The sequence below is a fragment of the Aeromonas sp. s13 genome (assembly GCF_040907905.1).
Lineage (GTDB): Bacteria > Pseudomonadota > Gammaproteobacteria > Enterobacterales > Aeromonadaceae > Aeromonas > Aeromonas veronii.
On the sequence record NZ_JBFOCS010000078.1, the window covers coordinates 129,475 to 150,960 of the forward strand.

Annotated in this window: 22 protein-coding genes; 17 read left to right on the plus strand and 5 right to left on the minus strand. The window is 61.0% G+C overall.

Going from position 1 to position 21,486, the window contains the following annotated elements:
• Nucleotides 1-44: 44 nt before the first annotated feature.
• The 3 genes from AB5Y82_RS17645 to AB5Y82_RS17655 all read right to left on the minus strand — a co-directional run bounded on the left by AB5Y82_RS17645 (nucleotide 45) and on the right by AB5Y82_RS17655 (nucleotide 1,972).
• Entirely contained in the window at nucleotides 45-380 is a 336-nt protein-coding gene (locus AB5Y82_RS17645; protein WP_162632473.1) for a DUF3634 family protein, read from the minus strand.
• Between the two features lie 106 nt (nucleotides 381-486).
• Complete coding sequence (locus tag AB5Y82_RS17650) at nucleotides 487-1,455, minus strand: nucleoside hydrolase (protein ID WP_042057853.1); 969 nt, start codon at nucleotides 1,453-1,455, stop codon at nucleotides 487-489.
• Nucleotides 1,456-1,678: 223 nt separating this feature from the next.
• The gene (locus AB5Y82_RS17655) at nucleotides 1,679-1,972 is read right to left on the minus strand and encodes a hypothetical protein (protein WP_005353197.1); all 294 of its coding nucleotides are present in this window, start codon (nucleotides 1,970-1,972) and stop codon (nucleotides 1,679-1,681) included.
• 212 nt (nucleotides 1,973-2,184) lie between these two features.
• Here AB5Y82_RS17655 and AB5Y82_RS17660 point away from each other — a divergent pair, with 212 nt between their 5' ends.
• Genes AB5Y82_RS17660 through AB5Y82_RS17675 form a run of 4 tightly spaced genes read left to right on the plus strand, consistent with a single transcriptional unit; the run spans nucleotide 2,185 to nucleotide 5,964 of the window.
• Nucleotides 2,185-3,630, plus strand: coding sequence for a coniferyl aldehyde dehydrogenase (locus AB5Y82_RS17660; protein ID WP_368174310.1), 1,446 nt, complete (start codon nucleotides 2,185-2,187; stop codon nucleotides 3,628-3,630).
• Between the two features lie 11 nt (nucleotides 3,631-3,641).
• Nucleotides 3,642-4,262 (plus strand): TetR/AcrR family transcriptional regulator, encoded by a 621-nt coding sequence (locus AB5Y82_RS17665; protein WP_368174311.1) that lies wholly within the window; start codon nucleotides 3,642-3,644, stop codon nucleotides 4,260-4,262.
• Entirely contained in the window at nucleotides 4,243-4,761 is a 519-nt protein-coding gene (locus tag AB5Y82_RS17670) for a hypothetical protein (RefSeq protein WP_005361659.1), read from the plus strand. The genes AB5Y82_RS17665 and AB5Y82_RS17670 overlap by 20 nt, the downstream gene beginning before the upstream one ends.
• A gap of 18 nt (nucleotides 4,762-4,779) precedes the next feature.
• The gene (locus AB5Y82_RS17675; RefSeq protein WP_368174312.1) at nucleotides 4,780-5,964 is read left to right on the plus strand and encodes an iron-containing alcohol dehydrogenase; all 1,185 of its coding nucleotides are present in this window, start codon (nucleotides 4,780-4,782) and stop codon (nucleotides 5,962-5,964) included.
• Nucleotides 5,965-5,967: 3 nt separating this feature from the next.
• Here the strand turns inward: AB5Y82_RS17675 and AB5Y82_RS17680 are convergent, their stop codons facing one another.
• A complete protein-coding gene (locus tag AB5Y82_RS17680) occupies nucleotides 5,968-6,273 on the minus strand; it encodes a hypothetical protein (protein ID WP_139493967.1) in 306 nt (101 codons plus the stop codon).
• Between the two features lie 194 nt (nucleotides 6,274-6,467).
• On the opposite strand from AB5Y82_RS17680, the gene AB5Y82_RS17685 reads away from it, so the two are divergent.
• From AB5Y82_RS17685 to AB5Y82_RS17730, 10 genes are all read left to right on the plus strand, one after another.
• A complete protein-coding gene (locus AB5Y82_RS17685; RefSeq protein ID WP_005337747.1) occupies nucleotides 6,468-6,728 on the plus strand; it encodes a GNAT family N-acetyltransferase in 261 nt (86 codons plus the stop codon).
• Complete coding sequence (locus AB5Y82_RS17690; protein WP_368174313.1) at nucleotides 6,715-7,305, plus strand: nucleotidyltransferase family protein; 591 nt, start codon at nucleotides 6,715-6,717, stop codon at nucleotides 7,303-7,305. The genes AB5Y82_RS17685 and AB5Y82_RS17690 overlap by 14 nt, the downstream gene beginning before the upstream one ends.
• Before the next feature lie 71 nt (nucleotides 7,306-7,376).
• Entirely contained in the window at nucleotides 7,377-9,200 is a 1,824-nt protein-coding gene (locus tag AB5Y82_RS17695) for a SulP family inorganic anion transporter (protein ID WP_368174314.1), read from the plus strand.
• 108 nt (nucleotides 9,201-9,308) lie between these two features.
• A complete protein-coding gene (locus AB5Y82_RS17700; RefSeq protein WP_005361670.1) occupies nucleotides 9,309-10,670 on the plus strand; it encodes an MATE family efflux transporter in 1,362 nt (453 codons plus the stop codon).
• Nucleotides 10,667-11,278 carry a hypothetical protein gene (locus tag AB5Y82_RS17705; RefSeq protein ID WP_005361671.1) on the plus strand — a complete coding sequence of 204 codons (612 nt, stop codon included), beginning with the start codon at nucleotides 10,667-10,669 and terminating at the stop codon, nucleotides 11,276-11,278. Before AB5Y82_RS17700 ends, AB5Y82_RS17705 begins: the two co-directional genes overlap by 4 nt.
• Before the next feature lie 275 nt (nucleotides 11,279-11,553).
• Nucleotides 11,554-11,769 carry a YdcH family protein gene (locus AB5Y82_RS17710; RefSeq protein ID WP_005337763.1) on the plus strand — a complete coding sequence of 72 codons (216 nt, stop codon included), beginning with the start codon at nucleotides 11,554-11,556 and terminating at the stop codon, nucleotides 11,767-11,769.
• A 162-nt stretch (nucleotides 11,770-11,931) separates the two neighbouring features.
• The gene (locus tag AB5Y82_RS17715) at nucleotides 11,932-13,125 is read left to right on the plus strand and encodes an extracellular solute-binding protein (RefSeq protein ID WP_368174315.1); all 1,194 of its coding nucleotides are present in this window, start codon (nucleotides 11,932-11,934) and stop codon (nucleotides 13,123-13,125) included.
• Complete coding sequence (locus AB5Y82_RS17720; RefSeq protein ID WP_368174316.1) at nucleotides 13,122-15,260, plus strand: diguanylate cyclase; 2,139 nt, start codon at nucleotides 13,122-13,124, stop codon at nucleotides 15,258-15,260. Before AB5Y82_RS17715 ends, AB5Y82_RS17720 begins: the two co-directional genes overlap by 4 nt.
• Before the next feature lie 139 nt (nucleotides 15,261-15,399).
• A complete protein-coding gene (locus tag AB5Y82_RS17725; protein WP_139473807.1) occupies nucleotides 15,400-16,059 on the plus strand; it encodes a YceH family protein in 660 nt (219 codons plus the stop codon).
• An 84-nt stretch (nucleotides 16,060-16,143) separates the two neighbouring features.
• A complete protein-coding gene (locus AB5Y82_RS17730; RefSeq protein WP_368174317.1) occupies nucleotides 16,144-16,701 on the plus strand; it encodes a HutD family protein in 558 nt (185 codons plus the stop codon).
• Between the two features lie 109 nt (nucleotides 16,702-16,810).
• On the opposite strand, the gene azu is transcribed toward AB5Y82_RS17730, so the two are convergent.
• Nucleotides 16,811-17,251, minus strand: coding sequence for an azurin (gene azu / locus AB5Y82_RS17735; RefSeq protein ID WP_005337768.1), 441 nt, complete (start codon nucleotides 17,249-17,251; stop codon nucleotides 16,811-16,813).
• Between the two features lie 335 nt (nucleotides 17,252-17,586).
• Here azu and AB5Y82_RS17740 point away from each other — a divergent pair, with 335 nt between their 5' ends.
• The 3 genes from AB5Y82_RS17740 to AB5Y82_RS17750 all read left to right on the plus strand — a co-directional run bounded on the left by AB5Y82_RS17740 (nucleotide 17,587) and on the right by AB5Y82_RS17750 (nucleotide 21,471).
• Nucleotides 17,587-18,633 carry an FAD:protein FMN transferase gene (locus tag AB5Y82_RS17740; RefSeq protein WP_362771338.1) on the plus strand — a complete coding sequence of 349 codons (1,047 nt, stop codon included), beginning with the start codon at nucleotides 17,587-17,589 and terminating at the stop codon, nucleotides 18,631-18,633.
• Between the two features lie 159 nt (nucleotides 18,634-18,792).
• Nucleotides 18,793-20,439, plus strand: coding sequence for a tetratricopeptide repeat protein (locus tag AB5Y82_RS17745; RefSeq protein ID WP_368174318.1), 1,647 nt, complete (start codon nucleotides 18,793-18,795; stop codon nucleotides 20,437-20,439).
• Between the two features lie 69 nt (nucleotides 20,440-20,508).
• Nucleotides 20,509-21,471, plus strand: a complete 963-nt coding sequence (locus tag AB5Y82_RS17750; protein WP_005353221.1) for an ion channel — start codon at nucleotides 20,509-20,511, stop codon at nucleotides 21,469-21,471.
• The last annotated feature ends 15 nt before the right edge of the window (nucleotides 21,472-21,486 follow it).

Genomic DNA, 21,486 nt, shown 5'->3' on the forward strand with positions numbered 1-21,486 from the left:
TCCACTGGAGGCCCGTTTGCTATTGATGAACCACGTTCCGGTGCTTATCCCTTGCGGGATTTTGGCCCCGGCAGTGGCGCCGTTGGCTGGCGGTAATCGCCATAGGGGAAGATATTGCGAAAACGCTGGGCCACCGGCTCGGGGATGGAGCGGGAGAAGATCAGCTTTACACCATCGCCATCACGCTGCCCCACAATGCGCCCACGCACCGTATCGTGGCGCAGGATCTGCTTGGCATGCTCAATAAAGGCGGGCGACACCTTGCCCTGCTTGACCACTACCCTGCCGGGAGCAATGCGGATTTCGAACAGGGCACCACGCCCCAGCTTCATCAACCACCAGATCAGCGCAATCGCCACTATCAAGGAAATCCAGGCCATCTTCATCCCTCCCAAGCTCTTGATATAAGGCAGTATAAGCGGCCGTGCGCTCCGATTGTTTGGCGCCGATCACAGCCCCCGCGTCAGCGCAATAGCGCCCCTTTGCTCAGCAATCCTTGCCCCAGCCCACCAGCGTCTCGCGATAGAGCGCCAGCAAGGCTTCATCGCGCACCGCCACCCCGACCTGCTGCGGACGATAGGCTGCCCAATCATCGTGGGAGTGGCGTTTGCCATCGAACTTTTGCAGGGTGTGGCCGATGGCCGGGCCGCTGGTGATGACCCGCACCGGCCCCTCGCGCAGGGTAAAGAGGGTCGGGTCAATGACATAGGCGATGGCGGACGGATCGTGAACGTGGCAACCAGAGAGCCCCAGCTTCTCGGAGTAGAAGCGCAGATAGAAGCGGCTCACATCCCACAGGAAGCGGCCCGGCTCCCCCGCCTTGTCCCTGAGCTCATCCAGATAGGCGCTGCTGAAGAAGCTCTGCTGGGTCACGTCCAGCCCGATGATCACCACAGGCCAGTCGGCGGTAAAGACCCGGTCGGCGGCATCGGGATCGTCGTGGATATTGGCTTCGGCATAGGGGGTGACGTTGCCGCGATGGCCGTTGACGCCAAAGGCGCCCCCCATCACCACCACCTGTTTCACCAGCGAGACAATCTCGGGCGCCTGTTGCAGCGCCAGCGCCAGATTGGTGAGCGGGCCGATAGTGACGAGGGTGATCTCCCCCGGCGCGGCTTTCACCGCCTCGACAATATATTGCCAAGCGGGGCGAGGATCCGGAGCGATAGTCACCTCCCCCGCCTCCATATCGCCAAAGCCGCTCGGGCCGTGGACTATGGTGGTGGGGCCAACCGGCTCGCGCAGCAGCGGGGCGGCAGCACCTTTGGCCACATCCGCCTTCATGCCGTACTTCTGCTTGAGCCAGAGGGCGTTGCGGGTGCCATTGTCGATAGTGGCGTTACCAAAAACAGTGGTGATGGCAAGCAAGTCGATGGCGGGGTGGGCCTCGGCAAACAGGATGGCCATGGCATCGTCGATACCCGGATCGGTATCCAGAATGATTTTATGGGTCATGAGAAATTCCTACGGTGACAAACCCTGCGACAAAAGGGAGAGTCTACCCGGCTGACGGTCTCGTATCCCGGCATGGGATCACAGACCGGGCCTTTGCTCCCGGCAGCGGGGGCGCTGCTGGCGACAATCTGCACAAAAAACGGCGCGGCCCTGTTGCCAGCGCCGCGCTCTTTATCGTTGTTCGTTATCTGCTGTCTGGCACCGATCTGCCTGACTACGCCCCTCAGTGCTTGCGGTGCCAGCGCGGTGAGGTCGCCTTCTCCCCCCAGGGGGTGACGCAGGGGAGCAGCGCCCCTTCAATCACCATCTCGCTGCCCGCCAGCGCTTCGGCGATCTTCTGGTGCAGCACCCGCAGTACCTTGCCCTCGTGCTCGGCCAGAGAGTGGCCCGCGGCAAAGAATTCCGGCTGATATTGCAGTGCCAGCTTCTGGGCGAATTCGTAGGTGTTGAAGCAATCCGGCATCCGCTCAACCACATCTTCAAGCCGGGCCAACAAGCTGTTCAGTTCCCTGGTCATAGTGCTCTCTCCGTGTAGGTTAATAGCCAAAAACTACCCCTTATTGGATAAGTCACCAACGAGCAAACCACAAAAGTGTGGGGAGACACACAGTTCTCTCTTGCGTCTGGCTCGCGATGAACGGCAGACAGCTTGCCAGCTTTACATTCCGGTAACAAACAGCTAGATTTAGACCGACTAATCAGTCGGTCATTTTTCATGCGGAGAACAACATGGGTGCGGCGCAGCTTCAACACACTCCTGAGGATATCCTCGCCATCAAATTGTCCCTGCCGGATCAGCTGGCGCGGCTCAAGCGGGCGAGTCTGGCTCACCCCATGCCTACCCTGGCCGAGCGCCGGGCGCAGCTGACCAAACTCAAACAGGCGTTGCTCGCCCACAAGGGACAGCTGTGCAAGGCGCTGGCGGCAGATTATGGTCAGCGCAGCCACTACGACAGCCTGATCGCCGATGTGCTGCCCTGCATCATGCAGATCAACTACACCCAGAAGCGGCTCAAACGCTGGATGCTGCCCCACCGCCGTCACACCGGCCTGCTGCTGGCCCCCGCCAAAGTGGAGGTGCACTTCCAGCCGCTCGGGGTGGTCGGCATTATCGTGCCGTGGAACTTTCCGGTGATGCTGAGCCTTGGCCCCCTCATCACCGCCATCGCGGCGGGCAACCGGGCGATGCTGAAACTCTCCGAGTTCACTCCCCATACCAATGCCGTGCTGCGCACCATGCTCACCAGCGTATTTGACGAAAACGAGATCGCCATCATCGAGGGGGATGCCCAGATGGCGGCGGCGTTCAGCTCACTGCCGTTCGATCACCTGCTCTTTACCGGCTCCACCATGGTAGGCAAGCTGGTGATGGCCGCCGCCGCGCCCCAGCTCACCCCCCTCACCCTTGAGCTGGGTGGCAAGAGCCCTTGTCTCATCGCCCCCGACATGCCGGTCGCCACCGCGGTCGAGCGGATGATCTTCGGCAAGAGCCTCAACGCCGGGCAGATCTGCGTCGCCCCCGACTATGTGCTGCTGCCCCGCAGCGAGGTGGATAACTTTATCGCCGCCTATCGCCGCCACTTCAGCAAGCTCTACCCGCAGGGGCTCAATAGTGCCGACTACGGCGCCATCATCAACGACCGCCAGTATCAACGTCTCGTCAGCTGGCTCGATGAAGCCGAGCAGGCGGGTGCCCAGCTCCACCCCTGTGGCAGCCCGGCCCGCGATGACCAGCGTCGCCTGCTGGTGCCACACCTGCTTACCGGGGTACCAAGTCAGTGTCAGGTGATGCAGCAGGAGATCTTCGGCCCGCTGCTGCCGCTCATCCCCTACGACACCCTGGAGGATGCACTCGCCTATGTGGCCGAGCGGCCCCGCCCGCTGGCCCTCTATCTGATGAGCTTCGACCCCGAGCTGCAGGCGCGGGTGACCCGGGAGACCCACTCCGGCGGCATGGCGATCAACGAGAGCCTGTTTCAGGTGGCGGCCGACGATGTGCCGTTTGGCGGCATCGGCGCCTCCGGCATGGGCCACTACCACGGCCACGAGGGGTTTCTTACCTTCTCCAAGGCGAAAACCGTGCTGACCCGCGGCAAGTTCACCACCGGCTCCCTGATCCATCCGCCCTACCACAGCTGGATCCAGAAGCTGATGATGGCCTTCTTCCTGCGCTGATGGAGATGACCATGCACCAGGCTATCCCGCAGCCACAAACCATGACCGACAAGCGCCGCCAGATCCTGGATGCCGCCCTCGCCCTCTGCGCCGAAGATGGCCTGCAGGGGGCAGCCACCGCCCGTATCGCCAAGGCGGCCGGGGTAGCCAACGGTACTCTGTTCCACCACTTTCCGAGCAAGGAGGCGCTGATCCTCGCCCTCTATCAGGATGTAAAGACCCGGATGGGGAGCGCCATCCATGAAGCAGATCCGACCCTGCCGCTGTACGACCAGACCCGCCACTACTGGCAGCTGGCGATGGGGTGGATGCTCGCGCATCCCAATGAGCTCAAATTCGTGCTGGGCTTCTTTCACTCTCCGCTGCTGGCCAGACCGGCCCGCAGCCAGATCCTGAACGATGCCCTGCGCTTTCTGCCTGCCCTGCTGGCAAAGGGGCAGGCCAGCGGCGAGCTGATGCAGGCCCCCGCGCCACTGTTGCTGGAGGTGTGTCAGGGCCAGTTCCTCGCCTGCGCATCACTGTTTGTCGATCAACCGGAGCTGGGACAGGACGACTACTGGCAAGCCAGTGCGTTCGCTCTCTTCTGGTCAGCCATCTCAGGAGCCAATCCTCATGCAAACACGGATGTTTGAACCTGCGGCAGCCCTTGGCCGCCGCCTCTGGATCACCACTCTGCTCTGGGTGGTGGGTCGCACCCTCTGCCGCGCCGCCCGCACCGACGAGGCAGTGCGCCGTGAATTGGCGCCGTTGCCGGACGGGCTGGCAATCCGCCTCGAAGTGGGCGGCATCGGCTACGCCATGAACATGCACAAGCAGGGTGGCCGCTGGTATCCCGGCGCGCCAGTCGCCCCTCATGCCACCATCCATCCGCTACGGGTGCGCTTCAAGCATCCCAATATCGCCTTTCGCGCCCTGAGTTTTCGGCTCGGGGTCAATCAGGCATTTGGCGAAAACCGGCTGCTGGTGGAGGGAGATCTGACCGTTGCCATGCATCTGGTGCGGGGGCTTGAGCAGTTGCAGTCCCTGATCCTGCCCGCCTTTATCGCGCGGCCGTTGCTGCGCCACTATCCCGCCCCGACCAACAAGATCGGCCGGGCCTGCAACATCTATCTGGGTCTGGTGACCGGCTAACGCGCAAGGAGCCTTGAAATGAGCCGCTATTACGATTTCTTCTGCCCGGTCAAACTGCTGGCCGGTGAACAGGCGCTGGAGCAACTGGCCAGCGAGCTGGCCAGCCTCGGGGCCTGTCGCCCGCTGCTGCTGACCGACAAGGGGGTCAATGCCACCGGCCTTGCCACCCTGCTGGCCAATGTGCTGGCCGAAGGGGAGCTGCCGGTCGCCGCCATCTGGGACGAGATCCCGGCCGACTCTTCCACCGCCGTGGTGGAGCGGATCGCCAAACGCTATCGCGAGCTCGACTGCGACAGTCTGGTGGCGCTGGGGGGCGGCTCGGTCATCGACACCGCCAAGGCAGTCAACATTCTCACTTCCATGGGGGGGGATCATCTGCTCGACTACTCGGGCGCCGGTTGCCTGACCCGTCCCCTCAAGCCGCTGGCGGTGGTGCCCACCACGGCGGGCACAGGCTCAGAAGTGACATTGGTTGCAGTGATCAAGGATGAGGCGAGCGGGCGCAAGGTGCCCTTCACCTCCCCCTTCCTGCTGCCCCAGCTGGCGGTGCTCGACCCGCGCCTGACCCAGGGGCTGCCCCTCAATATCACTGCCGCCACCGCCATGGACGCCATGACCCACGCCATCGAGGCCTTTATCGGTACCGCCAAGAACCCGGTGAGCGATGCACTGGCCCTGATGGCAGTGGAGAAGATCGCCAGCGCCCTGCCGCAAATCATCCACGACCCGCAAAACAAACAGCTGCGACTGCAACTGGCGGAAGGCTCAACGCTGGCTGGCATGGCTTTTTCCAACTCCATGGTGGGGCTGGTGCACGCCCTCGGCCACAGTCTGGGAGCCCGCTGCCATCTGCCCCACGGGCTGTGCATGAACCTCTTTTTGCCGACCGTTCTCGACTACAACCGCCCCGAGGTGGATAGCGAGCTGGCCCGGCTGCTGTTGCCGCTGGTGGGGGCTGAGCGCTTTGCCGCCACCCCGGCCCATCAGCGGGCGGAGGCGACCATCACAGCCATTCGCACCCTGCGCGACACCTTGTGGCAAGCGGTCAAGCTGCCGCGCACCATGAGCGAGGCTGGGGTAAGCGATCGCTCACTACTGACCGAGATCCGCGATCTGGCGATCAACGACGGTGCCCTGCTGTTCAATCGCAAGGACGCCAACCGTGAGCAGTTACTCACCCTGCTGGAGCGAGCCTGGGCCTAGTGGCTAATCGGCTACAACCTCACAAATAAACTGGAATGGCGCATCAGGATGGTGCGCCAACAATGAAAAGAGTTGATCAAAATCATCTTGGTTCTTTTTGCTCGCTCGGTTGTGGCTATACCAAATAGCCCCCGTATCCCCCATCCACATTGAGATTCTCTTGGCCAACAACAGCCGAATTTTTCTATTTTTACCTGCTGTTTCAAACTGAGCCTTGAGTTCAGGGCATGATGCATCGGAAATCGCAATCTGCCGCTGATCCGGGCTGTTCTGACTTTGAGCCAACACCTTCCGGGTAACTTTCAACATTACCGTGTCCATTCTTACCTCTTCCGAACTTGCTGATTATCGCCACATCGATTCGTGCCAAGATAAAAGTCAGAGAGCAAGAGCTGGCTCAATAATCCTGATAACAATCGATACATCATCCACTATCTGTTCTATACCTTGGCTAACAGTTATGTTGTGCCGAGAGACCCAACTTTATGCCAGAGGTGCCCACCATGAGCGACATCATCCATCAGGCCAACCAGCAGCAGTTCATCTGTATGGTGGAGGGGAAAGAGTCGAGACTGCGCTACCGACGGCTCGATGCCAAGACCATCGACGCCTACAGCACCTTCGTGCCCCCCGAGCTGCGGGTGCAGGGGATTGCCGATCAGCTGGCGCGCGCCTTCTTCAACTGGACTCAGGCGGAGGGGCTCACTATAGTGCCGAGCTGCCGCTACATTGATGTCTGGTTACGCCGCAATGCCAACAACTGAACCTCTGAACACCGTCCTAGAACAGCAATTCCAAGCCAAAACAGAAGCCCTGCTGCGGGCCGATCCGCAACGGATGGCCTGCCTGCAAGCCGCGGCCGAGTTCAATCTGCCCGACTGGGCGCTGGGGGCCGGTTTTATCCGCAACCTCATCTGGGATCACCTGCACCACAAGGTGGTGCCCACCCCGCTCAACGATATCGACCTTATCTATCTCGATAAAACCGATCCGCAAGGGCTGGCCGAGGCAGAGCACGAAGCTTGGCTCGCCAAACGCCTGCCCGGCCAGCAGTGGGAGGTGCGCAATCAGGCCCGCATGCACACGCGGCAGCTGGTGGCGCCGTTTGCCAGCAGCCTTGAGGCGCTCAGCCACTGGGTCGAAGTGCCCACCTGCATCGGCGTGCGCCTGAATCAGGATGGCGAGTTCGAGTGGCTCGCCCCCTACGGCTTTGCCATCAACTGGTCGCTGCAAGTGAGTGCCAACCCCAGATGTCGCCAGGACAAACAGATTTTTACCCAGCGCATCAAGGAGAAACGCTGGCAGGCTATCTGGCCTGACCTTCAGGTAAACTGGCCATAACCTGATTGCAATCTTTCGATAACCTTGGGCACACTAGGGGAAAAGCTGGTTGTAACTCAATGGGTTAAATAATGCGCGACTTCTTCTCTCTCGAACGCTGGCTACCGGGCCTCGCCGCCCTGCTGCATTACCAGCGCGCCTGGTTGATGCCAGATCTTCGCGCCGGACTCTCGGTGGCGGCAGTGGCGCTGCCCGTCGCCATCGCCTATGCCGAGCTTGCCGGGGTGGGTGCCATCGTCGGCCTCTACTCCTGCATCCTGCCCATGCTGGTCTATGCCCTATTCGGCACCTCCCGTCAGCTGATCGTCGGCCCCGATGCCGCCACCTGCGCGGTCATCGCCGCCGTGGTAACGCCGCTGGCCGCAGGCGACCCGACCCGCCACTGGCAACTGGTGATGACCATGACCGCCATGACCGGCTTCTGGTGCCTGATTGCCAGCCGCTTCAAGCTGGGAGTGCTGGCGGACTTTCTCTCCCGCCCCATCCTGATGGGGTTGCTCAATGGTGTGGCTATCACCATCATGGTGGGCCAGCTCTCCAAGATCTTCGGCTTCACCTTCAGCGAACGTTACCTCATCGAGCGGATCGCCAGCGGGGCCACCTATATCACCCAGACCCATCTGCCGACCCTGGCCATGAGTCTGGTAGCCCTGCTCACCCTGCTGCTGGCCAAGCGCTACAAACCGGCATGGCCCTCCTCCATGGTGGCCATGGTGGTGACCGCTGCGCTGGTGTGGGGCTTTAATCTCGGCCAGTTTGATATCGCCACCCTGGGGGCGGTGGGTTCCGGCCTGCCCGCGTTCCAGATGCCGGAATTTCCCCCCGGCCTGATGCGGGAGCTGGTGCTGCCCGCCCTTAACCTGGCCATGGTGAGCTTCGTCTCCATGATGCTGACCGCTCGCAGCTTTGCCGCCAAAAACGGTTACGAAATCGACGCAGACAAAGAGTTTCGGGCCCTCGGTATGGCGAACCTCGCCTCCGCGGTCTCCCAGGGTTTTGCCATCAGCGGCGCGGATTCACGCACCGCGGTCAACGACGCCAACGGCGGCAAGAGCCAGCTGGTCTCTATCATCGCTGCGACGGTGATCGCCCTCATCACCTTCTATCTGACGGCGCCGCTCAAATATATTCCCACCGCCGCCCTCGGGGTGGTACTGGTGATGGCCTCCCTGTCGCTCACCGATTTTCGTGGCCTCTGGGCCCTGCGCCACTCCGATCGCTCCGCCTTCTGGCTGGCGCTGGTCACCTTTATCAGCGTGCTCACCATGGGAGTGATCCCCGGGATCACCCTTGCCGTGTTGCTGGGGCTGTTCCAGTTCCTGCGCAATGTGATGCGCCCCACCGATCAACTGCTCGGCATGGATGACGAAGGGGTAGTGCGTACCCTGGGGGACAACGAACAGGCCAAAGCGATCCCGGGTATTCTGGTCTATCGCTTCAACTCACCGCTGACCTACTTCAATGCCCCCTATTTCAAGCGCCGGGTGCTGGCCCTGCTAGTGCAGGATCCCCGAGCCCCCAAGTGTCTGGTGATCGATGCGGTCGCCTGCTTCACCCATCAGGACATCAGCGTGATGAGCATGGTGGGAGAGCTGCACAAAGAGCTGAAACGGCGCGGCATCCATATGGTGATGGCGGGTCGCCACGGCCAGATGACCCACTGGCTAAAGCAGGCGGGCGTGCGGGTGGACGATGAAGGGATCATCCTCTGCCCCGACATGTATCAGGCTCTGCGCCTGACCCGCTGCTACCGCGAGCCGGTGTTCAAGGATGATGCGGTGGTGGAGAGCACCACTGATGCCATCCGCTCCAACTGGCCGCAGGATGATACCCTGCCCGACTCGGCGCGCCTCACCCTGCCAAGCGAACAGGAGGCGGGCGCCACGCCAGCCTGATCCCCTGGCCGATGCAATCCTGCACAAGGATTGCACCGGCCTTGGCCTTGGTGTTAAATGCGCCCCCAGAGGGCACTCCCCCGTGCCCTCCCAGCTGTTGGACATGCCATGCAATCTCAATCCCACGCAGGCCCGGGTACCCTCTTTGCGCTGACCTGGCCGCTCTTTATCGATCTCGCCCTGCACTTTCTGACCGGTGCCCTCAACACCTTCATGGTGGGTCACGTCTCCTATCAGGGAGTGGCCGCGCTGGCGGTCGGCAATCAGGTGTTCGATCTCGCCATCACATTGTTCAGCTTCGTCAGTATCGGTACCAGCGTGGTGATCACCCAGTATCTGGGGGCCGGCGATCGGGAGAAGAGTCGGGTGGTGATCCACACCGCCATCGGCTTCAACCTGCTGATCGGTCTGGTAGCGGCCATTGGCGTGATGGCGGGGGCCAGCACCATGCTGGCGCTGATGAACCTGCCTGCCAACCTGATGAGCGACGGGACGCTTTACTTGCAGATCATCGGTCTCTGCCTGTTACCGGAGGCCGCGGCCCTCTGTCTGGCGGCGACCCTGCGCGCCCATGGCCACACCCGTCAGGCGATGTATGTGACCCTGATCGTCAACCTCATCACCTTCGTTGGCAACCTGCTGCTGCTCTACGGCTGGTTCGGCTTGCCCCAGCTGGGGGTCGCCGGTGTCGCCATCAGCACGGTCGCGGGGCGACTGGTGGGTGTAGTGCTGCTGGTGTGGCTGGTGGCCCGCAAGACCGGCATTCGACTGGTGGTGCGCGATATCGTCCACCCCAGCCGGGAGATGCTGGGCAAGGTGCTCCATATCGGCCTGCCGGCGGCAGGAGAGAACCTCTCCTGGATGCTGCAGTTTATGGTGGTGACAGCCTTTGTCGGACTGCTGGGTGACAAGGCGCTGGCGACCCAGTCTTACTTCTTTCAGATCTGCCTGTTTATCCTGCTGTTTGGCCTCTCCATCGGCCTTGGCAACGAGATCATCATCGGCCATCTGGCGGGAGCAAGACAGTTCGATCGCGCCTATCAGCAGCTGCTCAAGAGCCTCAAGCTGGGGTTGGCAGTTACCTGCGTCATCGCCGTGGCGGCGGCCCTCAATGGCCGTACCATCATCAGCCTCTTTACCGATGATGCCGACATCATCACTCAGGTGGCGCAACTGTTTCTTATCAGCCTTATCCTCGAACCCGGCCGCACCTTCAATCTGGTGGTGATCAACGCCCTGCGGGCCACCGGGGATGCCCGTTTCCCCCTCTACATGGCGTTGCTATCCATGTGGGGAATTGCCGTGCCACTCTCCTATTTCCTCGGTATCATGCAGGGTTATGGACTGGTCGGTATCTGGCTGGCGCTGGCCTGCGACGAGTGGGTGCGCGGTCTGGCCATGTTCTGGCGCTGGCGCAGTCGTCGCTGGCAAAACAAAATTCTTGTTGAAACAAAAGCGGAATCACAATGAAGAAGATAGGACTCTTGCTGGCTGCCATCCTGCTCAGCCCCCTGGCCATGGCGCAAACTGCCCCTGCCGCTCCCAAGGCTCAAGCCACCCAGACCTGGTATGTGGCCCCCATCGCCATCGATGAAACCAGCGATGCCCAGAAGGCGCTGACCAAGGACTTCATGGCCCAGATGATCAAGACCATCAAGATCAACGAGTACCAAACCGGCAAGGCGGTAGGCAACACCAAAAAGCCCAAGTGGCTGATCCGCACCAAGCTGATCCCCGCCAGCAACGAGCCGCTGGTCGGCAAGAAGCACCCCCAGGGTCTTACCTACGGCAAGGGCAATCCGACCCAGGAGATCGTCGGCGAGCTGTTGATGAACGGCACCCTGGTGGCCCACATCGGCCAGGGCTGGCGCGAGCCTATCGTCCCGGGCACGCCGGTGGCCGAAAAGCTCTCCATCGCCAACTATCGCTACGCCATCGGGGATCAGGCCAAGTCGGCGGATCTGGAAGAGCTGGCGGCCCAGATTGGCTTTGAAGCGGGCAAGGTGATCCATCGCGACGGCAAGCCGCTGCCCGAGAAGAAAAAGAAAAAAGAGCAGGCGGACGAAGAGAAAGAGTAACGTTGCCTGCATCCATAAAAGGGGCCACTCGGCCCCTTTTTTGATCCTGCACCCTCACGCCAACACTGCCCCTGTTGTGACTTGCCGCACAGTTTGGCTCACCATTCAGATTGACAAATCACTTATCTTGTTTTGATTCAACAAGTTATAAATATCCCGCCGAATACCCCAAATCATTGCCCCCAAATCCGATCAGGATCACATTTATCCCCGGCACTAAGGGGTAGCTTTGGTCTTACAGGCACAATCAAACGAAACCAAGGAGGCTCCATTACATGTTCCCAGAGTACAGAGAACTTATCTCGAAACTGAAGAGCAGTGATGTCCATTTCCAGAAGAAGTTTGACTTGCACAACGACCTGGATGCGGAGATTAGAAAGTTGGAAAAGCATCACGCCAGCGACTATAGCGCCGAGGTGAGAGATCTGAAAAAACAGAAACTCAAACTGAAAGAGGAGATATACGACATCCTCAAACAACATCCACAATAGATGCCTCGAAGAATATGCGGATAAGCAATTTATCCCCCAGCCCGGCCCACGCGCCGGGCTTTTTGTTGTTTCAGTCAATTAGTTGACACCCGAGCCTACCGATCTTGCCGGTAGTTTGTTACATTTTTCCCTTGGAATTCAGGGAATAACGGTGATGATAACATGAGCAGAAAACGATCTTTTTATCATCTCTTGCTGCTTTGCCTGTTCGCATTGAGCCATCCCCTGCAGGCTCAGGAGCCTGAACTGGAGCTGTGGCACTCCCAGCAAGCCGGTTACGTGATCGACGACGTGATCGCCCGCTTCAATCAGGAGGGGAACCACAGAGTACGGGTCACCCAGATTGAGCCGGGCAAGATCAAGGCGGATCTCCTGCTGGCGGCTCAAGCCAGGGGGCAGCCCGATCTGATGCTGATCCCCTCCGATTTTATCGGCCTCTATCGCCAGATGACCCTCGCTCCCCTCCCGGCCGAGTGGTTTTCCCCTGCGCTGATGGCCAGCGCCTTGCGTTATGTCACCCTGGATCGGCAACGCTGGGGCATGCCCATGATGCAGGGCAACCATCTGATGCTGTTTTACAACAAGGCGCTGGTCTCGACTCCGGTGACCCAATGGCAGCAACTGACTGCTATCACCCCGGCCCTCAAGGCCAAGGGGGTCTACCCCGTCAGCTGGCCCTATCACGACATGTACTACTTCGCCGCCTTTTTACACACCTTTGGCGGCTCGCCGGTGACCGAAGGGCACATCACCCTCGACAGCCCGGCCATGGTGCAGGCGCTGGAGGCCTACCGCACCGTCGCCAGCGAACAGTGGGTCGATCCCGAGTGCGACTATGACACCGCCCTCGCCCGCTTCAATGAGGGCAAGAGCGCCTACCTCATCAATGGGGACTGGGCGTTCAATGATCTGGTGAAGAACATGGGGGATAAGCTGGGCGTCGCCCTGCTGCCCCGCTGGCAAAGCCATCCCATGCACTCCATGAGCGGCGCCTACGTGTTGGGAGCCTCCCGCTGGGCGATGGACGATGAGGATCGGCAACCCGTCATCAAGGCACTGATGGCCTTTATCCAGCGTCAGGATATTCAGCAGTTCATCTATCATCAGGGGGCGCTGCTGCCGGTCAATCAGCAGGCTTTTACCGCCATCAGCCGCCGTCCCACGCCTCAGGAAAAAGTACTGCTGGAACAGTTCACCCTCAGTACCCCCATGCCCTCCGACAGCGCCATGTCCATCGCCTGGCAAGCGATGGAGAAAGGGTTCGAGCGATTTAAAGAGGGGATCAGTGCTGCCGACACCGCCCGCTATATGCAGCAGCTGGCCGATCAGCAGTACCGGCAGGTCAAAACACCATGAAACATCGCACCTTTCGGCTCGGCCCGACCCTCATCATCATCCTGTTCACCGTCGCCTTGCTGCCGGCACTGCTGGCCAGCACTGTGCTGCTGATCCGCCAGCACCAGATCATCGCCCAGAGCGAGCAGTCACAGCTGGAGCGGGCCCTCACCAGCATGACCCGCGAGGCCCGCTTTCGCAGCGAACTGATCGGCACCCAGCTCAATCAGCTCAGCCAGGATCGGGTGCTCCATCAGGCCCTCGACAACTTTCTCTTCTCCAGCCATGCCCGGCTGGCGCTGGCCACCTTTGTCAAATCCAACAGCCTGCTCACCTCGGCCTACCTCATCGATGACAAGGGGTTGGTGGTGGAGTACATCAATGGCCAGGCCTCCCACCTCGAATCGAGCAACCTGATGCCGCAGCTGATGGCCTGGGGCAAGACGCGCGAGGCAAAACAGGGCAAGCATCTGCTGCTGCCCGTCGATGATCCCGTGCTGGTCGACGACATGGAGCAAAACCGCAGCGGCGGGCTGGCGCTGGTAGCCCCCATCTATCGCAACCACCAGCGCGCTGGGGTGATGCAAACCCCTTCCGGCTTCGTGATGGCCATTCTCCCCTGGCGGCAGATGGCCCAGTTGCTGGAACCCTATCTCAAGGGGAGCGAATATCTGGTGATCTCCCAGGGCGAGAACCGTCTTTATGAAGGGGCTCACCAGAGCGCCAACGCCATGGATGACAGGGATCCAAGCAAGATGGCGCAGCCCCTGGCCATTGGCTGGCCCCAACTGGAGCAGGAGATCACCCCCACCATCACCCTCTACAGCTACAGCAATGACAGGGTCAGCGAGCTCAACAAATCCCAACAGCTGCTGACCGTCAGCATCGCCGTCATGTTGCTGCTGGTAGCCATCGGCTGCGTCTGGCTCACCCGCTGGCTCACCCGACCGCTGCGCTCGCTGGCCGCGCTGGTGCGCAGCTATGGCAAGGGCAATTACCAGCAACGGCAGGCGCCGCTGCGCTTTGTGGAGTACGACGAGGTGCGCCAGCTGCTGCAAGAGATGGCCAGCACCATCTCGGATCAGGTGCGGGCGCTCTATCAGCAAAATGAACAGCTGCAGCAGGCCAATAGCGAGAAAGAGGCCTTCAACCAGCGGCTGCTCGGCTTCAACGACGAACTGGAACAAGAGGTCGCCTCGCAAACGACCGCCCTGCGCTCGGCCCTGAGCCGGGAGGAGCGTAGCCGCCATATCCTGCAATCCTGGCTGCAGTTCGGTCTGCACCAGCAGCTGGATATCGATATTGCCGAGCTGGCCAGCTCTGCCCTGCTGCAACTCTCGCAGCTCTATCCCGGCCACCGCTGGGGGCTGGTGATCCGCCGCGATGGCCAGCCCCACTACTCCCTGACCCAGGGGGTCGATGCCCCCTTGCGGGATGCCTTGCAGGAGAAACTGGCTCAACTGATGGATGAGGAGGTTAAACACTCCGAATGCCAGTGGGATGACGCTCTCTGGAAGATCATGACTCTGCCCGGTAGCCAAAGTGGCGTGCTGTTTGGTTATCTGATGGTGAGCGCAGAAGGGCTGGAGTCCGAAGACAGGGCCATCTTGCGGCTGTTTGCCAAGCAGTTGGCGGTGGGCATCGAGGGGCGCCTCTTCACCGACGAGCTGGCGCGGGTCGCCCGCACTGACAACCTCACCGGGCTGCCCAACCGGCAGGCGTTCGAAGAGGCCTTCCACCACTATCAAGCAGTGCTGGCGCGCCATCCGGAGCGTCACCTCGCCCTCTTCATGCTCGATCTCAACGGCCTCAAGCGTACCAACGACCAGTATGGGCACGAGGCTGGCGACGCCCTGCTGATCCAGATGGCTCGCCAGCTGCGCACCCTCTGCCGTCAGGATGAGAAGATTTTCCGCATCGGCGGCGACGAGTTCGTGCTGCTGGCGGAGGCAGATCACCTCGCCAGCCAGCTGCTGGCAGGCAGGTTGGAGGCAAGCCAGCAGCACGCCATCGTGCAACATGGGGAGCACAGCTTCCCGCTCCGTTTTGCCATCGGCTGGAGCAGCAGCGACCAGACCCCCCTGGCGGAGCTGAGCCGGGTGGCTGACGATGCCATGTATGCCAATAAGGCGCGCTTCTATCAGGGGCAGCGATAAAAAGCGGAGGTCTGTAGCGTTGGCGAGCCTTTCGCCAACCCCCTGATCAGCTCGCAAAAATGGCGCGCAACGCTAGACGCGGCGCGGACCATGACTAAGATAGGGGCTCTTGATGTCTCGATTTGGAAGGGAGTAGGAAATGGAGTTAGTACTTGGCCCGCTGGAAGCCCGCGTCATCGGCTGTCTGATTGAAAAAGAGATCTGCACCCCGGATCAATATCCCCTCTCCCTTAATGCACTGGTCAACGCCTGCAACCAGAAGAGCAACCGCGAGCCGGTGCTGGAGCTCTCCGAGCTCGATATCCGCGCCGTGGTAGACGAGCTGATCCGCAAGCGGCTGGTGGTCAACACTGCAGGCTTCAACGCCCGGGTGCCCCGCTACCAGCACAGATTCTGCAACACCGAATTTGGCGAGCTGAAATTCAGTGCCCAGGAGCTTGGCATCGTCTGCGAACTGCTGCTGCGCGGCCCGCAAACCCCGGGGGAGCTGCGCTCGCGCACCAACCGCCTCTGCAGCTTCGATGATGTCACCGAGGTAGATGCGGTGCTGACCCAGCTCATCGAGCGTGGCCCCTACGTGGTCAAGCTGCCGCGCGAGCCGGGCAAGCGCGAATCCCGCTACGCCCACCTGTTTAGCGGCGAAGTGGATATTCAGGCGATGATGGATGCCGCCCCCGCCGCGGCCTATGCCTCCCCTGCCGCCGACCGCCTGAGCGAGCTGGAGCAGGAGGTGAGCGATCTCAAGAGCCGTCTCGCCGCCATGGAAGCGCGGCTGGCTGCGCTGGATGGTCAGGGCTGATCGCCTTTACCATCGCCAATCTCTATCAGGGAGCCGGGGCTGATGTCCCCGGCTCCCTGCGTTTTTTATCGTGAGGACGTGCCCGTGATCACCCTGATTAAAGAGTCTGACCACCAGAAGATGCCCTGGAAAAACCAGCAGGGCACCACCAGCCAGATCCTCATCTCCCCCAAAGGGAGCACCCTTGCCAAACTCGACTTTGACTATCGACTGAGCTCGGCCCCCATCAAGAGCGCGGGCCCCTTCTCCCCCTTTCCTGGCTATCAGCGCATTTTGCTGCCGGTGAGCGGGGCTGGCTTTGTGCTCAATGGTCACCCCTACGCCACCTTCGAGGCGGCGCACTTTAGCGGCGATGAGGAGACCCACTGCGAGTTGCTGAAAAAAGAGGTGACCGATCTGGGGCTTATCTACAATCCGGATCGCATCAGCGCCAACGTGCGGGTACTGAACCTCCCCTTCCCGCTGACCCTTACCCTCGAGCCAGAGAAGACCTACCTCTGTCACCTGCTGAGCGGCCAGCTGGCAGTGCAGGGCAAAGAGGTGGCAATCAACGAGACGCTGGTGGTGACCGGGGAAGAGAGCATTCACTTCGAATGCCAGAAGAAGACCGCCATCGCCTTCTTTACCCTGCTGGCCAAATAGCGCGAAAGTCGGCGGTGTGCAGTCATGCCACACACAAACAACAGAGATGAAAAAGCCGGGTAATCCCGGCTTTTGCTATCGAGGCAACCGGCTCGTGCCGGTCAGCACCTTAGTTGACCTTGAAGGAGCCCTTCATCATGGCGAAGTGGCCGGGGAAGGAGCAGAAGAAGGTGAGATCCTTGCCCGCCAGACCGTCGGTCTTGAAAGTGACGCTGCTGCTCTCGCCGCCGCCGATCAGCTTGGTGTGAGCCAGCACACGGGGATCATCCTTGGGCAGATAGCCGTTCTCGGCCCCGGCGCTCATCCCGGCAGTTGCCACGGTCTGATAGTCGGCGGTGCTGGCCAGCACCCAGTTGTGACCCATGGCGGTCACAGGCAGCTTGCCGGTGTGGTTCAGGGTGACCGTCACCTCCTTGCAGGTGGCCGGCACGCTCATCTCTTTGAGGTTGTACTGCATGGCATCATTGCCTTCAATGACCAGTGCACACTCATCCGCCAGCACGGGGGCAGCCAGGGTACTCAGAAACAGCAGGGTAATCGCCTTTTTCATCATCTTCTCCTTTGATTGGCAATGGATGGCAACGACTTGGCGGATGCGGTGAACGCTTCGCAAAGATGCCGTCTAAATCGACCTTCATTTTACTCAATTGTCTTCAATCGGCTATGGCTTTTGGCCAAAGCTGCGGGCCAGGTCACCAGACGGTGCTCTACTCGCCACTCTCTCCCTCACGGATGGACGATACGACCCGCTCCCGCCACAGGTTCAAAACTGTTTAATTTTTTCTGCTCTTTTCCCTCCGATTGCCCCTATCAGGGCTCGCCCAGCGGGCGCCCCTTGGCTAAGCTAGCGCCCCGATATGAACCTTCTCCAAATGAGAGCGCCGGATGAATGCGATAACCCCCGTGGCGGCCCTGCGCGGCCTGCTGCTGACCCTGCTGCTGGCGCTGGCCGGCTGCCAGCCCACCCCGCCTGCCCAGACCCGTATTCAGGGCAAGACCATGGGCACCTACTATGTGGTGACCCTGAGCGATAGCTACCCCGGTGGGGAGCCCGCCCTCAAAAGCGACGTAGAGAGCCTGCTGGCCCGGATGAACAAGGAGATCTCCACCTACGATCCGGGTTCGCTCATCTCCCGTTTCAATCAGGGACCCGCCAACACCCCGTTTGCCATCCCGCCCGCCATGGCCATCATAGTCCAGCAGGGGATTGATGCCGGTAAGCTGACCGACGGCAAGCTGGATGTGACCGTGGGGCCTCTGGTCAATCTGTGGGGCTTTGGCCCGGACAAACGGCCGGTCAAGCGGCCCGATGAGGCAGCCATCGCCGCCGCCCGCCACAAGGTGGGCATCGACAAGCTGACCCTGACCCCGCAAGGGGATCACTTCCTGCTCGAAAAAACGATCCCGGATCTCTATCTCGACCTCTCCACCCTCGGCGAGGGGGCGGCCTCTGACGAGATTGCCGCCCTACTCGAAGGCAAGGGGGTACACAACTACCTGATCGAAGTGGCCGGTGCGGTGCGCAGCAAGGGCAACAACAGCAAGGGCTCGCCATGGAAAGTGGCCATCGTCGAACCCTCCGATCAGCCGGGAGCGTTTTCCGATATCGTCATCCCCAACGGCATGGCGCTCAGCACCGCGGGCAGCTATCGCAACTACTACGAGCTGGATGGCCAGCGTTACTCCCATATCATCGACCCCGCCACCGGCCAGCCGGTCACCCACAAGCTGGTCTCCGCCAGCGTCATCACCCCGACCGCGCTGGAGGCCGACGCCCTCGATACCGCGCTGATGGTGATGGGGCCTGAAGCGGGGTTGGCATTTGCCAAACAGCACCAGCTGGCGGTCTATCTCATCATCAAGACCGAACAGGGGTTCAAGGCCGAGTACACGCCGCAATTTGCTCCCTATCTGGCAGAGAAAAAACATTGAGTTCAAGGCCCTGGCAACAGGGCCTTTTTCTTTCACTCATCGCGGACAAAAGGCGGACAAACGGAGATGGTTCGCAATCGACAACTTGGCCAATTGCCTCTTCGGGCGCTTTGGTGGCACACTTTCCCTCATCAGCCCGTAGCGCCTCGACCCAGACAGATGCAGACACCTGAACAAGAGCCAGAGAAAAAGAGCCCAGCCAAGCCACAACGCATTCTGATGGTCAATGAGCAGCGCTCGTTTCAGGTGATGATGAAGGCGATGCTGCTCAATCTGGGTATCAGCAACATCACCTACTCCAATACCGCCGAGGATGCGCGGCGCCGCTGCCAGAAGGGCAGTTTCGACATCTATCTCATCGATTACGATCTCGGGGTTGGCGAGAATGGCCGCCAGCTGCTCGAGAGCCTGCGCGACAAAGATCTGATCCCGCCCCAGAGCGTGGTGATCATGGTGAGTGGCGACAGCTCCCGCGCCATGGTACTGAGCGCGCTGGAAGCCGAGCCCGACGAATACCTGATGAAGCCCTTCTCTCAGGAGCAGTTCTCGTTTCGCTTGAAGCGGGCCCTCGCCCGGCGCAACGCCCTGGCCAGCGTCTTTACCGCGCTGGCCGATGACAATCTGGCAGCCCTCATTACCGCCTGTGCCGAGCGGGCCGATGCGGTGCCCCGTTTTGCCAACTATTGCCGCTGCCTGCAGGCCGATACCCACCTCAAGCTGGGTCAGGCGCAGGAGGCACGCGCCCTGATGCGCCAGCTGCTGGCCGGGCAGGAGAACAGCTGGGCCCGCCTGACACTGGGCAAGGCGTGCAACACCCTGGGGCTCCACGAAGAGGCGGTCAGCCATCTGCAGGCGACCCTCAAAAATACCCCGCTGATGGTGGAGGCTCACCTCTGGCTGGCAGAATCCCTGCTGGCCCTTGGCAATGACGAGCAGGCGCAGCAGGAGCTCAGACGGGCGGTGGATATCTCCCCCCAGTCGGTGCAACTATCCCGCCGGCTGGCGGAGGTTTGCCTGCAGCGCCACGACTACGCCCAGGCCAAGGATGTGCTGATGTCGCTGATCGACCTGTCGCGCAACTCCATTCACCGCACGCCCCATTATCTGGGGGCCTATATCCAGACCCTGACCCTCTACGCCCTCAACAGCAACGACAGCTACCACATCGCCAACCTGCAAAAGCAGGTCAATTCTGCCCTGTCGCGCATCCGCGATTCGCTGATGATATCGGAGTTCAACTACCCGGTGTTCGAGCAGATCTGTCAGGCCCGGGTGCAGATTGCGCTGGGCGAGCTGCTCAAGGGCAAGAAGATGCTCTATCGCGCCAACCAGAACTGGCTCGATGAGCCGGCCACCATGCCCCCCGCCCTGCTTGGCGAGACCATCCTCGCCCTCTATCAGCTCGGCGAGTTCGAATATGCCGAAAGCCTGCAGGGGCTGCTGGCGGAGGACGAAGATCGGTTGCTCACCACCTGCATTCAGGCAACCCGGGATGACAAGACGGTGCTGGAGCGGCGTCAGCGCTACCAGCAGCTCAACGATCTGGGGATCAAGGCCTATCAGAGCGGCGAGCTGGAGCAGGCCCTCGGCCATTTTCGCGAGGCCCTGCGCCGCGCCCCCGCCAATACCGGTGCGGCTCTCAACAAGATCCAGGTGCTGCTGCAACTGATGCAGAAAAACCGCAAGAGTCCGGAATTTGGTGCCGAGTGCAAAGACACCCTGGACGTGCTCGACGGTATCCCCCTCAACCCGGCCCAGCAGGAGCGTTTTCGCAAGCTGCGTCAGGAGTTCAACCAGTTCAGCTAAGACGACGCCGCCACGCCCCTTTTTCCCCGCCTATGCTGAAACCAGTTCGGCAATGCGAGGGAAACGAAGATGGCGATGTGTCGTTATCTGGTGGCCGATGGCCGCCACTGCAGTGAAGAGGCTGGCGAGCACGATCTCTGCCACTGGCATGATCCCCACCATACCCATCAGGAAGCCCACACCGCCGAGGCGCTTGAACAGTACGTTCGCGCAGGCGGACTCTGCCACGGCCTGCAGCTGTCACGGGCCAATCTGGCAGGCCTCAATCTGGTCAACAAGGAGTCCGATCAGGGATTTTTGCTGGAGCAGTGCAACCTCTATCGCGCCAACCTGCGCGGTGGTCACCTCTACGGCCTGCGCATGAAGGGCGGCAGCCTGATGAAGGCCGATCTCAGTGATGCCAACCTCCAGTGCGCCACCCTCGATGACGTCAACCTGCTCGGCATCCGCTGGCACAACACCCGGCTCGACAACATGCAGACCGGCAAACGGGTGATGCAGGATCGCAAGGGGCGCCGCGAACGGGATCCCAAACAGGCGCGCATCTGGTTCAAGGAGGCGGAAGAGACCTACCGGGATCTGCGCAAAGCCTCCGAGGCACAGGGGATCTTCACCATGTCCGGCAACTATATCCAGCAGGAGCTCACCATGCGCCGCCTGCAACTGCCGTTCTGGTCGACCCAGCGTTTTACCTCCTGGGTGGTCGATCTCTTCTGCGGCTATGGCGAGGCCCCGATGCGGGTGGTGCTCTTCTCGTTGCTGCTCATCTTTATCTGCAGCATCTTTTACTTCTTCTGCGGACTGCATTTTCAGGGCGAGCACCTCATCTACCAACCCGGTGCCCCGCTCGAGCAAAATGCCATCTTCCTGCTCGAATGCCTCTACTACAGCGTGGTCACCTTCACCACATTGGGGTACGGCGACTTCACTCCAGTCGGCCTCTCCAGGATCTTTGCCGCCTTCGAAGCCTTCACCGGCAGCTTTACGCTGGCGCTGTTTGTGGTGGTTTTCGTCAAAAAGATGACCCGCTGACACCTCTGCCCACCC

Excerpts from the sequence above, each read along its gene's own strand:
- AB5Y82_RS17645 (WP_162632473.1), bottom strand. The coding sequence starts at position 380 with ATGGCCTGGATTTCCTTGATAGTGGCGATTGCGCTGATCTGGTGGTTG.
- AB5Y82_RS17650 (WP_042057853.1), bottom strand. The coding sequence starts at position 1,455 with ATGACCCATAAAATCATTCTGGATACCGATCCGGGTATCGACGATGCC.
- AB5Y82_RS17655 (WP_005353197.1), bottom strand. The coding sequence starts at position 1,972 with ATGACCAGGGAACTGAACAGCTTGTTGGCCCGGCTTGAAGATGTGGTT.
- AB5Y82_RS17660 (WP_368174310.1), top strand. The coding sequence starts at position 2,185 with ATGGGTGCGGCGCAGCTTCAACACACTCCTGAGGATATCCTCGCCATC.
- AB5Y82_RS17665 (WP_368174311.1), top strand. The coding sequence starts at position 3,642 with ATGCACCAGGCTATCCCGCAGCCACAAACCATGACCGACAAGCGCCGC.
- AB5Y82_RS17670 (WP_005361659.1), top strand. The coding sequence starts at position 4,243 with ATGCAAACACGGATGTTTGAACCTGCGGCAGCCCTTGGCCGCCGCCTC.
- AB5Y82_RS17675 (WP_368174312.1), top strand. The coding sequence starts at position 4,780 with ATGAGCCGCTATTACGATTTCTTCTGCCCGGTCAAACTGCTGGCCGGT.
- AB5Y82_RS17680 (WP_139493967.1), bottom strand. The coding sequence starts at position 6,273 with ATGTTGAAAGTTACCCGGAAGGTGTTGGCTCAAAGTCAGAACAGCCCG.
- AB5Y82_RS17685 (WP_005337747.1), top strand. The coding sequence starts at position 6,468 with ATGAGCGACATCATCCATCAGGCCAACCAGCAGCAGTTCATCTGTATG.
- AB5Y82_RS17690 (WP_368174313.1), top strand. The coding sequence starts at position 6,715 with ATGCCAACAACTGAACCTCTGAACACCGTCCTAGAACAGCAATTCCAA.
- AB5Y82_RS17695 (WP_368174314.1), top strand. The coding sequence starts at position 7,377 with ATGCGCGACTTCTTCTCTCTCGAACGCTGGCTACCGGGCCTCGCCGCC.
- AB5Y82_RS17700 (WP_005361670.1), top strand. The coding sequence starts at position 9,309 with ATGCAATCTCAATCCCACGCAGGCCCGGGTACCCTCTTTGCGCTGACC.
- AB5Y82_RS17705 (WP_005361671.1), top strand. The coding sequence starts at position 10,667 with ATGAAGAAGATAGGACTCTTGCTGGCTGCCATCCTGCTCAGCCCCCTG.
- AB5Y82_RS17710 (WP_005337763.1), top strand. The coding sequence starts at position 11,554 with ATGTTCCCAGAGTACAGAGAACTTATCTCGAAACTGAAGAGCAGTGAT.
- AB5Y82_RS17715 (WP_368174315.1), top strand. The coding sequence starts at position 11,932 with ATGAGCAGAAAACGATCTTTTTATCATCTCTTGCTGCTTTGCCTGTTC.
- AB5Y82_RS17720 (WP_368174316.1), top strand. The coding sequence starts at position 13,122 with ATGAAACATCGCACCTTTCGGCTCGGCCCGACCCTCATCATCATCCTG.
- AB5Y82_RS17725 (WP_139473807.1), top strand. The coding sequence starts at position 15,400 with ATGGAGTTAGTACTTGGCCCGCTGGAAGCCCGCGTCATCGGCTGTCTG.
- azu (WP_005337768.1), bottom strand. The coding sequence starts at position 17,251 with ATGAAAAAGGCGATTACCCTGCTGTTTCTGAGTACCCTGGCTGCCCCC.
- AB5Y82_RS17740 (WP_362771338.1), top strand. The coding sequence starts at position 17,587 with ATGAATGCGATAACCCCCGTGGCGGCCCTGCGCGGCCTGCTGCTGACC.
- AB5Y82_RS17745 (WP_368174318.1), top strand. The coding sequence starts at position 18,793 with ATGCAGACACCTGAACAAGAGCCAGAGAAAAAGAGCCCAGCCAAGCCA.
- AB5Y82_RS17750 (WP_005353221.1), top strand. The coding sequence starts at position 20,509 with ATGGCGATGTGTCGTTATCTGGTGGCCGATGGCCGCCACTGCAGTGAA.